Source organism: Novosphingobium sp. BL-S-21 (assembly GCF_055521655.1).
This window is the reverse complement of the sequence record NZ_JBVFVP010000003.1, coordinates 343,126-357,552: the sequence shown is the minus strand read 5'-3', so window position 1 is coordinate 357,552 and position 14,427 is coordinate 343,126. Positions and strand designations below refer to the sequence as shown.

At 61.1% G+C, this 14,427-nt stretch carries 13 protein-coding genes; 9 read left to right on the top strand and 4 right to left on the bottom strand.

Annotated elements, in window-relative coordinates:
* Positions 1–40 precede the first annotated feature (40 nt).
* From ACZ1J6_RS23990 to ACZ1J6_RS23980, 3 genes are read left to right on the top strand one after another with little or no spacing between them, the layout of a single operon-like run.
* A complete protein-coding gene (locus ACZ1J6_RS23990) occupies positions 41–799 on the top strand; it encodes an alpha/beta fold hydrolase (RefSeq protein WP_465128796.1) in 759 nt (252 codons plus the stop codon).
* Positions 800–855: 56 nt separating this feature from the next.
* Positions 856–1,596, top strand: coding sequence for an SDR family oxidoreductase (locus tag ACZ1J6_RS23985; protein ID WP_465128795.1), 741 nt, complete (start codon positions 856–858; stop codon positions 1,594–1,596).
* Positions 1,597–1,635: 39 nt separating this feature from the next.
* Positions 1,636–3,051, top strand: a complete 1,416-nt coding sequence (locus ACZ1J6_RS23980; RefSeq protein WP_465128794.1) for an NAD-dependent succinate-semialdehyde dehydrogenase — start codon at positions 1,636–1,638, stop codon at positions 3,049–3,051.
* A gap of 204 nt (positions 3,052–3,255) precedes the next feature.
* Here ACZ1J6_RS23980 and ACZ1J6_RS23975 read toward each other — a convergent pair whose 3' ends face one another.
* From ACZ1J6_RS23975 to ACZ1J6_RS23965, 3 genes are all read right to left on the bottom strand, one after another.
* A complete protein-coding gene (locus ACZ1J6_RS23975) occupies positions 3,256–4,194 on the bottom strand; it encodes an HAD family hydrolase (protein ID WP_465128793.1) in 939 nt (312 codons plus the stop codon).
* Between the two features lie 43 nt (positions 4,195–4,237).
* Positions 4,238–5,800 carry an arylsulfatase gene (locus ACZ1J6_RS23970; protein ID WP_465128792.1) on the bottom strand — a complete coding sequence of 521 codons (1,563 nt, stop codon included), beginning with the start codon at positions 5,798–5,800 and terminating at the stop codon, positions 4,238–4,240.
* Between the two features lie 343 nt (positions 5,801–6,143).
* Entirely contained in the window at positions 6,144–7,373 is a 1,230-nt protein-coding gene (locus ACZ1J6_RS23965; protein ID WP_465128791.1) for an MFS transporter, read from the bottom strand.
* 106 nt (positions 7,374–7,479) lie between these two features.
* Between ACZ1J6_RS23965 and ACZ1J6_RS23960 the strand changes: the two genes are divergently transcribed.
* The 6 genes from ACZ1J6_RS23960 (at position 7,480) to ACZ1J6_RS23935 (ending at position 13,776) form a co-directional block, all read left to right on the top strand.
* Complete coding sequence (locus tag ACZ1J6_RS23960; protein WP_465128790.1) at positions 7,480–8,094, top strand: TetR/AcrR family transcriptional regulator; 615 nt, start codon at positions 7,480–7,482, stop codon at positions 8,092–8,094.
* A gap of 486 nt (positions 8,095–8,580) precedes the next feature.
* Positions 8,581–10,764 (top strand): arylsulfatase, encoded by a 2,184-nt coding sequence (locus ACZ1J6_RS23955; RefSeq protein ID WP_465128789.1) that lies wholly within the window; start codon positions 8,581–8,583, stop codon positions 10,762–10,764.
* Between the two features lie 67 nt (positions 10,765–10,831).
* Entirely contained in the window at positions 10,832–12,235 is a 1,404-nt protein-coding gene (locus ACZ1J6_RS23950; RefSeq protein ID WP_465128788.1) for a DUF1254 domain-containing protein, read from the top strand.
* 55 nt (positions 12,236–12,290) lie between these two features.
* Positions 12,291–13,073, top strand: coding sequence for an SDR family oxidoreductase (locus ACZ1J6_RS23945; protein ID WP_465128787.1), 783 nt, complete (start codon positions 12,291–12,293; stop codon positions 13,071–13,073).
* Positions 13,074–13,174: 101 nt separating this feature from the next.
* Entirely contained in the window at positions 13,175–13,459 is a 285-nt protein-coding gene (locus ACZ1J6_RS23940) for a hypothetical protein (protein WP_465128786.1), read from the top strand.
* A 32-nt stretch (positions 13,460–13,491) separates the two neighbouring features.
* Complete coding sequence (locus ACZ1J6_RS23935) at positions 13,492–13,776, top strand: hypothetical protein (protein ID WP_465128785.1); 285 nt, start codon at positions 13,492–13,494, stop codon at positions 13,774–13,776.
* On the opposite strand, the gene ACZ1J6_RS23930 is transcribed toward ACZ1J6_RS23935, so the two are convergent.
* Positions 13,739–14,407 (bottom strand): cation efflux transmembrane domain-containing protein, encoded by a 669-nt coding sequence (locus ACZ1J6_RS23930; RefSeq protein WP_465128784.1) that lies wholly within the window; start codon positions 14,405–14,407, stop codon positions 13,739–13,741. The two genes, ACZ1J6_RS23935 and ACZ1J6_RS23930, sit on opposite strands and share 38 nt — an antisense overlap.
* Positions 14,408–14,427 lie beyond the last annotated feature (20 nt).

The following is a 14,427-nucleotide window of genomic DNA, read 5'->3' as shown; positions in this document are numbered from 1 at the left end:
AGTCAGCCACTCGCAAGATCGGGTGCACCGGAGATGTACGATGAAGAATATCCATGCCTTGCTGGGCGCCGCTGCGTTGATCGCATTCCCGGGCCTCGCCGCCGCCGCACCTGCAACCTCCGCCGTGCACAACGTGGTCCTCGTCCATGGCGCCTTCGCGGACGGATCAGGCTGGCAGCCAGTCGCCGAGATCCTGGAGAAGGACGGCTACACCGTCAGCATCGTCCAGGAGCCCGAAACCTCCTTGGCCGATGATGTCACCGCGACCAACCGTATCCTGGACCGTGTTCAGGGCCGCGCCGTGCTGGTTGGTCACAGCTATGGCGGCGCGATCATCACCGAGGCGGGAAACAACCCGCACGTAGCGAGCCTGGTCTATGTCGCCGGCTTCGTGCCTGACGAGGGCGATACGATCCTCTCGCAGATCCAGAAGAACCCGCCCGCCGCGACGAGCATCGAGCCGACCTCTGACGGCTATCTGCTCGTCGACCCGGTCCGCTTTGCCGCCGATTTTGCCGCCGACCTGCCGCCTGCCCAGTCCCGTTTCATGGCAATCTCGCAAGTGCCGTGGAACAAGGCGATCCTGTCCACGCCCATCTCCGCTCCGGCGTGGAAGTCGAAGCCGGCCTACGGGATCGTCGCGCAGCAGGACCGCATGATCAATCCCGACCTCGAGCGCGCGATGTACCGCCACGCCGGCGTCAGCGTGACCGAGATCAAGGGCAGTCACGCCGTCTTCATCTCGCAGCCACGCGCTGTGGCCGACGTGATCGAACAGGCGGCCCGCGCGAGCCGCTGATCGAAGAACGGGCGGCGGCAAGCCGTCCTCAACCCCCATGCAAAGAGGAAAACGACATGAGTGAGGGTATCGCAAACAAGGTCATTCTCATCACCGGTGGCAGCACCGGGATCGGCGCCGAGACCGCGCGCCTGCTCGCAAGCCGCGGCGCCAGGGTAGCGATTGCCGCCCGCCGCAAGGACAAGCTCGACGCGGTGGTCGCCGAGATCGCGGCGGAAGGCGGCGACGCTCGCGCCTACGCCCTCGACGTTACCGACAAGGCGCAAGTGGCAACGGTCGTGGCAGATATCGTGGCCGATTTCGGCCGGCTGGACGTCCTCATCAACAACGCCGGGCTGATGCCGATCCGCCCCATGGCCGAGGCCAATACCGACGAGTGGGACGCGATGATCGACGTCAACCTCAAGGGCACGCTCTACGGTATCGCGGCGGCGCTTCCGCGCTTCCTTGCCCAGAACAGTGGCCACATCATCAACCTGAGCTCGGTCGCAGGCATCAAGGTCTTCGCGCCGGGCGGCACGGTCTATTCCGGAACCAAGTTCGCGGTAAGCGCGATCACGGAAGGGCTTAGGCAGGAAGTGGGCGAAACGGTACGCGTCACCGCCATCGAGCCCGGCGCAGTGGAAAGCGACCTCAAACTCGGCACCTCGGGCACCGCGACCGATACGGTGATGGACTTTTACCGGCAGGCGATCCCAGCCAGTTCGGTCGCGCGCGCCATTGCTTATGCGATCGAGCAGCCCGCCGATGTTGGCATCAACGCTATCGTCATCCGCCCCACTCGCCAGAATTTCTGACAGCCCTCGCAGCCCTGCCCCCGTCCTCAGGAGCCCACGATGTCCGACACACTGACCAACGCCGCCCAGATCTTCGCATCCGAAGCCGTATCCCGCGACCCCGCCACAGACGCGCTGATCGCGCGCTACCCCTATCAGAACCCTGATGAGGTCGAGGCCGTCCTCCAGGCCGGTGCCGCCGCTTATCGGCTGTGGCGGGATACCCCGATGAAGGAGCGCGTTGTCACCTATCACCGGCTTGCTGCGACGCTGCGCCAGCGCTCGGAGACGCTGGCCGCTCTCATCATGTCCGAAATGGGCAAGCCGATCGAAGCGGCCCGCGCGGAAGTCGAGAAGTGCGCTGCGACGATCGAATGGATCGCAGACAACGGCCCCGCCATCCTGGCCGATGAGCCCGTGTCAATCGAAGGAGGCGATCTGGTCCACATTTCCTACCTGCCGATCGGCACGATCCTGGCCGTCATGCCCTGGAATTTCCCGCTATGGCAGGTAATCCGGGCGTCCGGGCCGATCATGCTCTCGGGCAACGGCTTCCTGCTCAAACACGCGCCCAACGTGATGGGATCCGCCTTTGCCTTGGAGCAGGCCTATGAGGCGGCCGGCTTTCCGAAGGGGCTGTTCGCCCATCTCAGCACCGATAACGAGACGGTGGCTCGCGTGATCGAGGATCCGCGCATCGCAGCCGTCACGCTGACCGGCAGCATGCGGGCGGGCGCAGCCGTGGCCGCCACCGCCGCGAAAGCGCTCAAGAAAAGCCTGCTCGAACTGGGCGGCAGCGACGCCTTCATCGTGCTGGCAGACGCGAACATCGATCTGGCGGTGGAGGCGGCGATCCAAGCCCGGTTCCAGAACACGGGTCAGGTCTGCCTCGCGGCCAAGCGCTTCATCCTGGAACGACCCATCGCCGAAGCCTTCACGGCGAAGTTCGTGGCAGCCGCGCGGGACCTGAAGATGGGCGATCCGCGCGATCCCGCCACGAAGATCGGCCCCATGGCGCGTAAGGATCTTCGCGCGGAACTTCACGGCCAGGTCCAGCGCACCCTTGCACAAGGCGCGACGCTTCTGCTGGGCGGGTACGAAGTCGAGGGAACGGGGAACTTCTACGCCCCGACCGTCCTCGCCGATGTAGCCCCCGGAATGGCAGCGTTCGACGAGGAGACGTTCGGCCCGGTCGCGGCGCTGACGATCGCCGATGATCTTGAGCATGCCATCCTGCTCGCCAACAGCAGCGACTATGGCCTGGGTGGCAATCTGTGGACCGCCGATGTCGCCAAGGCGCAGCGGATCGCCCGTCGGCTCGAAACCGGCGGCGTGTTCATCAACGGCTTCAGCGCTTCAAATGCCCGGATCCCGGTCGGCGGTGTCAAGAAAAGCGGATACGGACGCGAACTGTCGCAATTCGGCCTGCGCGAGTTCACGAACGCCCAAACCGTCTGGGCGAAAGCCCATCGCTGAGGATTGAAGCGTCCCGGGTTTTCCGGAGGCTCCGAACTGTGAGAAGGAGCATCCGGTATGAGCAAGATGGGAAACAGATCCCGCCTGAGTTCCATGACCGCGCGGTGCGAATGGTCGGTGCGGCGTCGTGGGACTTAAACGAGGTTCATTGCCGAGAGCGGAATAGCAACTTAACGCAGCATGCCGAACATGGGACTCTCGAATTCATTTTTCCCGAAAAGAACATTGTTCAGCGTAAACTTCGTTCCAGTCATTTTTGAGACTGACCACCGTAATCCCGAACTCTTCCGCGCGATCGAGAGCCTCTGCTAAAGGGCTGACGGCAAATTCCCGATCGTAAGCAAACTCCCGCTCCCCATCGTCGTGGTGAAGCAGGAGAGCCAGTCGCAGGCCGCTTCCCGATAAGGTGTATCTAAGCATCGCGAGATCACCGTCGGAGTTCCCAAATGCGAAGATCGGCCGGCGTCCTATATGAAGAGCGATGTTCTGCACTTTAGCTTCCCGGTCATCAAAGCTTTGCAGTTCAGCGAGTTTCAGCAAACTCACTTTCCCGTCGGAGACTTCCATTCGGGTCCTGACGCTGGAGCCAACAACCTGCGAGCGAGCGATCCCGTAGACCTCTTCAGAGAAAGCACGAATGAGGTCGATCCCCCCACCTGACACGATAAAAACGCGGAAGCCATTCTGCCGTAGATATTCCATGAGCTCGAGCTGCGGGCGATACACCAGATCGACGAAGCGTTGCCCGTTTGCCGGATTGCGGGCGTGAACCAGCCAATCGCGCGCATGCGAATGGAAATCGTCTTCGGTCATGCCCGCGTGTGCGATTGACGCGACTTCAAAAAAGCCTTGCTTTCCAAGCTCCTTGATTGTGTCAATATCGTGTTCGAGGAACGCTTTGTATGGCTGGCGCGCTTTCAGGTCTGGATCTTCGTCCGCCATCTTTTGAAGCTGATCCCGCCCAAAAAAGAATTGGGTTTGAAGGGGCTGTTCGCACCACAGAGTGCCATCATTGTCGAACGTCGCGATCCGATCTTCCGGCGGGACAAATTCGCTTCCATCCGGGTTGGTCACGCATGCAATGAACTGAAGGATTGCAGTCTTCGCCGCTCCGTCAGCCCAAGTGGAAAGAGGAGTTGTCATTGGTTTTCTCCAGCCCCGGCTAAAGTGCTAACAGCGGCTGGGGCTAGCCTTGTGCAGCTTCCCCCCCCGCGGCGCCGGCGCCGGCCGAGAGTTTTGCCAAGGCGTCGTCGATAGTGAAGCTGTCAGGGTGTTGGGCGGGAGGGAACTCCGCGAAGGTCATCGCGAATTTCGCCGCAACGTCTTTGATATAGTACATGAAATAGACGTGACGAATGAACCATTCGTAGTAGGTGTTGGATGTCACATCCGCAAATTCAAACGGGTCCGTGCGCAAATTGTAGAGCTTCGGTACGCGCAGCTCGGTGAATGGCTCTGCCCAAAGCTGCATCGTACCCTTGCACCGCTGCTCGAGGAACACGGCCTTCCAATTGTGCGCACGCATGGCAACGATGTGGCCGTCGTCGTCGAAGTAGACGAAGTGCTGGCGTGGCGACTTTTCCTCTTCGCCGGTAAGGTAGGGCAGGAGATTATAACCGTCGAGATGTGCCTTGAACGTTTTTCCGTTGGCCTCAACGCCGCCTTCCTTGAGCTTTTCCTTGATATCAGGATCGCCTGCAGCAGCCAGGAAGGTGGGCAGCCAGTCGTTGTGGCCAACGATCTCGTTGGAAATCGTGCCGGCGGCGATCTTGCCGGGCCAGCGGATCAGTTTGGGAATTCGAAAGGCGCCTTCCCAGTTGGTATCCTTTTCCGACCGAAAGGGCGTCATGCCGCCGTCCGGCCAAGAGTTGCGATGGGGACCGTTGTCGGTCGAATACATGAGCAGCGTATCGTCAGCGAGACCGAGTTCATCGAGGAGGTCGAGCATCTGCCCAACGTTCTTGTCATGGTCGATCATGGTGTCGTGATAGGGCGACTGCCACAATCCCGCCTGGCCCAGGCTCTCCGGCTTAGTGTGCGTGTAGAGATGCATGTGGGTGGTGTTAAGCCAGACGAAGAATGGCTCGTCGGCCTCCTTGGCGGCGCGGATGAACGCGGAAGCCTTGTCGACGAAGTCGTCGTCGCAGGTTTCCATGCGCTTGATGTTCAGCGGGCCGGTATCCTCGATCTTCTGCTTGCCGACCCGGCCGAACCGCTCGTCCTCTGTGGGATCATCGATCTCGGTGGCGAAGGAATGCAGGACACCGCGCGGGCCGTACTTCTTGGCGAAGTTTGGGAACTGCTTGGGATCCGGATAATCGTACATCTCCGGCTCCTCCTCGGCGTTGAGGTGATAGAGGTTGCCGTAGAACTCGTCGAAGCCGTGGACTGTCGGCAGGTATTCGTTGCGGTCGCCGAGATGATTCTTCCCGAACTGGCCGGTGCGATAGCCATGGTTCTTGAGCAGTTCTGCAATGGTGGGGATTTCAGCCTTCATGCCTGCCTTGGCACCCGGGATGCCGACCTTGGTCAGGCCAGTGCGATAGCCGCACTGGCCGGTGATGAACGAGGCGCGGCCGGCTGTGCAGCTCTGCTCGCCGTAGCTGTCGGTAAAACGAATGCCCTCGTTGGCAATGCGGTCGATGTTGGGCGTGCGGTAGCCCATGACGCCGTCGCTATAACAGCTGAGATTGCTGATCCCGATGTCGTCACCCCAGATAACGAGGATATTGGGCTTTCCCTTGGGCATCTCGCAAATTCCATTCGAGTTGTGGCGCTCAATGGAAAGGTGCCCGCCTACCTCGGCTAAAAACATCAAGGAAACCCCTGATGCCCGGCAATGATAATCCTTACATCGATACTACCGGGCGCTGAAGCCCTGGTTGGTCGGCAAGGCAAACGTATAATTCGGCCCAAGGGACGCTTGCGGTGCGCCGCCTGTCGACTGTTGTAATGTGTTGGCAGCTTAATGGCGACGCACAGCCCCACGTGGCTTCCGCAGCCTCCTACCTGGCCGCAATCGACGGGACCTGACACTCAGCACGGCGGGCCGTAACGGCGACAATAGATCGATGGGAGCCGGCGCCGACCGGTCAGTGTCCCGAGGCTGCGCCGGAATGACGGCGCGGCCCTGCGGGGAACCCGTAACCACGTGCCGACCAGGCAATCACCAGCCCGCCGATCAACAGCGTAAGCATCGCCCAGGGGAAACTTGCAGCGCCCAAGTGATCAAGCAGCAATCCGCCCAGCACGCCGCCGCCGGCGATCGCCAGGTTCCATGTCACGACGTTCATAGACAGCGCGACATCGGCCTGATCGCCCGCGGTGTCGGCCAGCGCGGTCTGGAGCAGGGTCGCGGCGCCGCCAAAAGTCAGTCCCCAGATCGCAACCCCAGCGACAATGATGACTGGCTGCGGCGTCACCAGACCAAAAAGCAGCGCAATGATGGCAAAACCGGCCAGGCTGGCAAGCACGGTGGTGCGCAGATGACGATCGACCAGACGACCCGTCATCCAAATTCCTGCAAGGGCGGCGATGCCGAAGACCAGCAGCACGAGATCGACTCGTTCCGCCAAGCCCGCCGGTGCCACGAACGGCGCGACATAGGTATAGAGGATGTTGTGAGCCAGCATCCACGTCATCACTACGCCAAGGACGGGTCGGATGCCGGGCGCTGTAAATACCTTGCCGATCGAAAGGCGCGAGGATGCCTTCCGCCCGGGGTAGTTCGGCACCTTGAGCAAGACCCATCCGACGAGCAGGAGTGCCAGCAGCGACATGATGCCGAATGCCGCGCGCCAACCGACAGCGCCGCCAAGCCAGGTGCCGAGCGGGACGCCCAGCGAGAGAGCGATCGGCGTGCCGACCATCGCGATCGCCATCGCCTTCCCCTGCTGGCTTGGCTCAACCATCTGCCGGGCGAAGGCCGCGAGAAGACCCCAGCCAAGTCCCGCCGCGCAACCCGCAAGGAAACGGGCCGCCAGCGTTACGCGATAGTCCGAGGACCACGCGGTGATCCCGTTGAACAACAGGAAGCCGAAGACGGTCAGCAGCAGCACATGGCGACGGGGCCAGGCGCTGGTCAGGATCGTCAAAGGGATCACTGCCAGCACCGAACCAAGCGCGTAAGCCGTCACGAGTTGACCCGCCAGTGCGGACGAAAGTGCCAGGCTTGCGGAAATCTGCGGCAGGAGGCCGGCGGGTAAAGTCTCCGTCGCGATGCAGATGAAGCCTGTCATCGCCAGAGCCGACAGCGCGCCGACGGGAAGCCTTTCGTCAGCGCGGCTCGGTGAAACAGGCGGGTTATCAATGCTAGAAGCCATGGCCCAACTCGAATTATGGATGATTCGATCCAGAAATCATCGAAAGCGCGGCGCTTGTCAACGACTTCTGGATCGAGTAGTTCAGATCTCAGATTGGAGGAGAAACATGGCCCGCACGGGACGGCCCCGCAGCTTCGATCGTGATGCCGCCGTCACAATCGCCACGCATCTGTTCTGGCAACACGGTTATGAAGGCGTGTCGTTGGACCAGTTACGCACCGCGATGGGCGGCATCTCCTCAGCGAGCTTCTACGCCGCGTTCGGTTCGAAGGAGGCGCTCTATCGTGAGGCCCTGTCGGTTTATCTGGCCACCTACGGCCGGGTAACGGACGCGTTGCGCGACCAGACGCTGCCGCCGCGCGAGCGGATTGAGCATGCCTTGCGCCGCTCGGCCATGATGCAGACGACACCGGGTCATCCCACCGGCTGCATGGTCACGTTGTCGGCAACCATCGGTTCGGATCAGACGACCGCTCTGAAAGGACTGACGGCGGCGGAGCGCCAGGGCAATCGCGAAGCGATCGTTCTTTGCGTGACCAGCGCGATCGAGAACGGGACATTGCCGGCCGATGTGGACACAGTCGGCCTTGCCGCGATGTTCGACGGGCTCCTGCTCGGTATTTCCCTGCTCGCACGCGATGGAATAACAGGGGACGTACTCAATGGCGCAATCTCGAATGCGATGCGCGCATGGGACATGCTGGCTATCGCGCCGCGTTGACCGCCATATTACGCATGAGCATTCGCAGTGAGGTCAGCATGCTTGAGCATCCCGGGATAGCTCTTCCATAGCTGCCGATGGCATGGCGCCGTGGCAGATTACGTGAGGCTAGAGGATGCTTGTGGCTCTGCAATAGGCATTCGTTTGGTTTGAGCGTGAGCCGACATTCTTCTCTACGCCGGAACGACGGGTCGTTGTCGCCGGCAGGGTGCCGCCAAGCCGGCTGAGATATTCTTGGCTCGTGCCGGTTCGGACCGCGCTGCGCAATTTTGGGTTAAGTTTTTATCGGGGAGAATCTGACTGATTCTCAGGTGTTACCCTAGTTTGCCTGGGTTTGCGGCCCTTCTAGCGTTGTGCTGAACGTGAAGGAGGTCACCCGTGCCCAACGAAACAACCCCGGATATTCTCCCTCGACCTGATTTCCATTTCGCAGGGGAGGTTGGGCGAACGTTCAAGGATTCGGATCCCGCTACCTTCCCCCAGCCGGTGGAACCGCCGAAGGGTGCGCCGAACATCGTACTGATCCTGCTGGACGATGTGGGTTTCGGCCAGTTCGCCACATTCGGCGGCGGCGTGCCTTCGCCCACGATGGACCGCCTGGCGGAAGAAGGCCTGCGCTACAACTATTTCCACACCACCGCACTGTGCAGCCCTACGCGGGCGGCGCTGATTACCGGGCGCAATCACCATTCCGCCTCCTTCGCGGGCATCACAGAATTGGCGACGGGCTATGACGGCTATTGCTGCATCCTGCCCCGCAACTGCGGCACTGTGGGCGAAGTGCTTCGCCAGAGCGGCTACATGACCGCGTGGGTCGGCAAGAACCATAACACACCTACCTGGGAAACCAGTGCGGCCGGGCCGTTTGATCGCTGGGCTAATGGGCTGGGGTTCGATTACTTCTACGGCTTCAACGCCGGCGACATGAACCACTGGAACCCCATACTTTACGAGAACAAGAACCTTGTCCCTGCATCGGACGATCCGAACTATCACTTGACCGAGGATCTGGCGGATCGCGCGATCACCTGGGTGCGGCAGGTGAAGAGCATTGCACCGGACAAGCCCTATTTTCTCTATGTCGCGCCGGGCGCCACCCATGCGCCTCATCAGGCGCCGAAAGAGTGGATCGACCAGTTCAAGGGCAAGTTCGACATGGGCTGGGATGTCTATCGCGAACAAACGCTGGAACGGCAGAAGAAGCTGGGCGTCATACCCGCCGATACCGAACTGACCGTGCGTTCCAAGGGGCTGCCGGCCTGGGATAGTTTGAACGACGACCAGAAGCGGCTTTATGCGCGAATGATGGAAGTCTTCGCCGGGTACGGTGCGCAAGTGGACTCGGCAATGGGCCGGGTGATCGATGCGGTGAAGGCGATGCCAGATGCCGACAACACGATCATCATCTACATCGCCGGCGACAACGGATCGAGCGCCGAAGGCGGCCTGGAAGGCTCTCTATGCGAGAATATGTTCTTCAACGGCTTCCCGGAGAAGTGGGAGGACAATATCAAAGCCATCGACGAACTCGGTGGGCCAAAGCATTTCAACCACTTCCCTTCGTCCTGGGCGCACGCGATGAATACGCCGTTCCAGTGGACGAAGCAGGTGGCAAGCCATTTCGGCGGCACGCGCAACCCGATGATCATCTCGTGGCCGGACCGCATCAAGGACAGGGGCGGCTTACGCGATCAGTTCATCCACACGATCGACATCGTGCCGACGCTCTACGAGATCTGCGGCGTAACCGCGCCTCGCGAGCTGAACGGCGTCCAGCAGAAGCCGATCGAGGGCGTGAGCTTCGCGGCGACGTTCGATGACGGCACCGCCGAAAGCAAGCGCAAGACACAGTACTTCGAACTGGGCGTCAACCGCGGGCTCTATCACGAAGGGTGGATGGCTTCCGCTCCGTCGTTCATCCCTTGGGAACCCAACCGTGACGAGGACTGGAGCCCGGACAATCAGGTCTGGGAACTCTACAAGCTGGATGAGGATTTTTCTCAGGCGAAGGACTTGGCCGACCGGCACCCCGACAAACTGCGCGAGTTGCAGGACCTCTGGTGGGTGGAAGCGGCCAAGTACAACGTGCTGCCGCTAGACTGGCGCGGCACGATCCGCATGAATTCCGAACTGATGGGCCGACCCAACATGGTGGGCGATCGGACCAAGGCGATCTACTACGAAGGACAAGTAGCGCTGCCCGATGCGGCGTGCCTGCACATGCTCAACAAGAGTTGGACGATCACGGCGGAGATAGAACTGCCCGACGACAAGGCGGAGGGCATGATCGTGACCCACGGCGGACTAGAGGGCGGCTATGGCCTCTATCTGCGAGGGGGAAAGCCCGTCTTTGTCTACAATTTCCTCTCGGTGGACCGTTCAACTTTTACGGCGGAAGCAGCACTGCCAAAGGGCAGAGCGACCCTCGTGGTCGATTTCAAGTACGACGGCGGCGGCATGGGCAAGGGAGGCACTGTTACCCTTTCTGCAAATGGCGCGAAAGTTGCCGAAGGACGTCTTGAAAAGACGGTACCTATCCAGTTCTCGCTGGGCGAAGGGCTGGACATCGGCATGGATACCGGCTCGCCCATCGACTTCACCTATAAAATGCCGTTCCGGTTCACTGGAAGGGTGCAGCAGGTCGAGATCGAAGTGAAACCCGGAGCTTAGGCCGCCGTCGCGTTCGCGAAAAGCCACATCACCTTGCCACAGAGCATCTTCCTTCAAGGGGCTCATCATGCCGATCAGACTTCCCGCGCTTAGCCTTACCCCGCCTGCAGGCCCCATCGTCGGCACCAAGCTTCCCAAGCCCTATGTTGAGGCGTTGGCGAAGCTGGCGTTCATCTGGGCCTGGCCCATGGTCAACATCCACAACCGGCATCTCGTCTTCTCCAAAGTGCCGGAATGCGGCCTTGGTGACGGTGTGCTCCCGGTTGCGCCGCTCAATCGGCTAACCATGCTTACCGACTACATCAAGCCGGAGGAGCGGGCCGTCGCCACGCCCAACCAGGATGTCGCCTATGGCTTCGGCATATTTTCGCTGGAGCAGGATGCGGTCGTCTTCCAGGTGCCCGATTTCGGTGACCGTTTCTGGGTCTATCAGCTCGGTGACCAGAGGACGGATACACTGGGCGGCGCCGGCAAGATGTACGGCACCCGGCCCGGCTTCTATCTCGTTGCCGGACCCGACTGGGCGGGTGACGTGCCGCAAGGGATCGCCGGGATCTATCGGTCGCCGACCAATATTGCTTACATCATCCCGCGCTGCTTCCTTGACGATACCGATGCCGATCGTGCTGCTATTCGGCCGATCGTAAGTCAGGTGATGGCCTACCCGCTCAGTGAATACGACGGGCGATTCAAGACCAAGGACTGGACTGCAATCCCGGTCCTCGCAGACCCTGCCGGCGGCAGCCAGGGCAGCGGTGGCGAAACGCAATGGGTGCGAGCCGAAAGCTTCTTCGAAGAACTGCCAGCCATACTGGAGGAGGTGCCCCCGCAACCGGGGGAAGAGGCACTTTATGCCTGGTTCGGCTCGCTGCTCGCTGCTGCCAAGGCGGATGCCGCCATTGCCACCGTGATCCGGCAAGTCGCCGTAGACAGCGATGCGGAGATCATGAAGGTGATCCACAGCTACGATTACGCCGGCGTTCCCGTCGGCAATGGCTGGGTTGCACCGATGAACGGAGCCGAATTCGGCACCGATTACTTCAGCCGGGCGGCGGCGGCCAAAGCGAACATATTCGTAAATCCACGGCGTGAATCGGCCTATTTCTCTCAAGAACACGACAACGAGGGCAATCGCTTCGACGGTGGCTCCGCCTACACCCTTACCTTCCCGAAGGGGCAACTGCCGCCAGTGGACGGTTTCTGGTCACTTACCCTTTATGACGAAGCACACTTCTTCGCCCCGAACGCGATCAATCGCTACTCGCTCGGCACTAAGAACAAAGATTTGAAGCACAACGACGATGGGTCGTTGACTATTCATGTTCAGCATGTGCGCCCAATAGAGGACAAAGTATCTAACTGGCTTCCGGCTCCCGAAGGCCCATTTGAACTTTTCCTCCGCGCCTATTGGCCCAGTGTCGCGATACTGGACGATAGCTGGTCGGTGCCGTCCGTACTGAAGGTTGACTGATTTAGCTGTGATGCAATAAAGCGCCGATCCGCAAAGGCTGCTCCAACACGTCAGAATGCGTTCTGGTAACTATGCGGTGGACATCGCTAAGCGCACGCTTTCGTCGAGTGATGAGGCAGGTCAGGGCAAACCTGAACGGCATTTATGCCAAGCCTGCATGCTACAGCCGTCGTTTCCGAAGGGCCATGAGGTCGTCACCGCTTCACCGAGCACCGGAATCGATGCGCTAACCGGCGCCTGGCTGGCACAAGCGCTGACGGATGCCGCGGTCGTGGTCGATGTCAGCAATGCCCCCTCGTTCGCGGACGCGGCCGCTATCGCTTTCTTGCGCGGCACGACAACCAACTTGCTGGAAGCAGCACGCGACGCAGGCGTGCACCACGTCGTCGCACTTTCGGTGGTGGGGACCGATCGCCTTCAAGCCTCGGGTTATTCTCGCGCCAAGCTGACACTGGAGCAATTTATCGCCGCCGGCGGCATACCCTACGCGATCGTGCGCGCCACGCACTTCTTTGAATTCCTGTTCACCATCGCGGAGGGCTATACGCGGGGCGATACTGCATACCTGCCGGGCATCTCGCTCCAGCCGGTCGCCGCAGCCGATGTCTCGGCGCTGCTTGCCCAGATAAACACCGGCTGCCCCGGCCGGTGGCATCATCGAAGTGGCAGGACCGAAGCGCGGACAGTTGGCCGAGTTGACCGCCAGCTGGCTCGGGGCACGCGGCGATCCGCGCCGGATCAGCGTTACCGCCGAACGCGACTATTTCGGCGCGCCCGCCGACGACCGGACGCTGGTCCTAGGCGACAATCGACAAATTGCGCCCACGCGCTTCGATAAGTGGCTTGCCGCTCAGTCGTAAGAGGGCACAGCACGAGCCGGAATCTTCCGCTCGCGCTGGCCGCAGTGCTGGGTCTCGCGTCCGCTGTGAAAGGCCTTTCATGCTGATCTCACCAGCGAACTGGTATTTTGCTGTGCCCGGCGTGACCACCACCTGCCCGTTCAACCTGCGTTTCATCCGTGACATGGGTTCGATTTTCCTGCTTGTAGCGATCGCAATTCTCATTGGTGTCGCGCGACCGGCATCGCGCGTTCCCCTATGGTGCGCCGCCGCTCTCTGGCTGGCCGGCATGCATTGGTCCATTTCTGGGTGGCGGCGGCCGGCATATGTGAAAAAGGTGCGCTGTCCCAGAATTTTCCTGCTGCGACCTTACCGGCTATATTGACGGCCGCTCTTTCCATGCATGGGCGCGGCCGCATGGGTATCGAAGCCTATTATACCGGTCGCCAGTCGCTGGACGACAATCCCTATCTTATCCGCAGCCGAGCTTATGTCCAGCTTGGTGCCATGGGCGAACTCGTCCTTGGCAAGGTCAGCTTGTTCGTGAACGCGGAGAACCTGCTCAATGTCCGGCAGACCCATCACCATCCTCTACTTCTCCGCAGTCGCGCGCCGACAGGTGCGTGGATGGTCGCTGCTCGGGCGCCGATTGACGGCTTCGTTCTCAATGGGGGCGTACGGTTCCGGTTTGGCGGGGAGTAGCATGACTGTGGTCAAGGCTTTTTAACTCCAGCCATGCCTGGCGAATGATCTGCCAACCGCCCGAGACGCCAAGACCGGCCAGCACTGCCGCGACGGCGATGTCGGGCCAAGCCGTTCCGGTGCCGAAGACGCCCAGTGCAGCCGCAACCACTGCAATGTTGCCGATCGCGTCGTTGCGCGAGCATATCCAGACCGATCTGCGGTTGGCGTCGCCTTCCCGGTGCCGCCACAGCATGACGGCGCAGATCAGGTTGGCGACGAGCGCGACAACGCCGATGATGCCCATGGTCTCGGCCGTAGGCAGCGTTCCGTGTGCTGCCATCCACGCCGTGCTGGCGATGATCCAGATGCCCAGAAACAGTAACGACAAGCCTTTGGCGAGCGCTGCGCGGGCGCGCCAGCGCAGCGCAAGTCCGGCGACACCGAGGCTGATGGCATAGTTGGCCGCATCGCCCAAAAAATCGAGCGCGTCAGCCTTGAGCGATGCTGACCCAGCCGTGACGCCAGCGACGATTTCGACGCCAAACATGCCAGCGTTGATGATCAGCGCGATCCACAGGGCGCGTCGCCAGACGCGATCGTCTGTCTGTCCGCCATTTTCTGATGTTCCGCTGCAGCAGCCGCCAGCCATGTGCCATCTCCTTTTCTTCT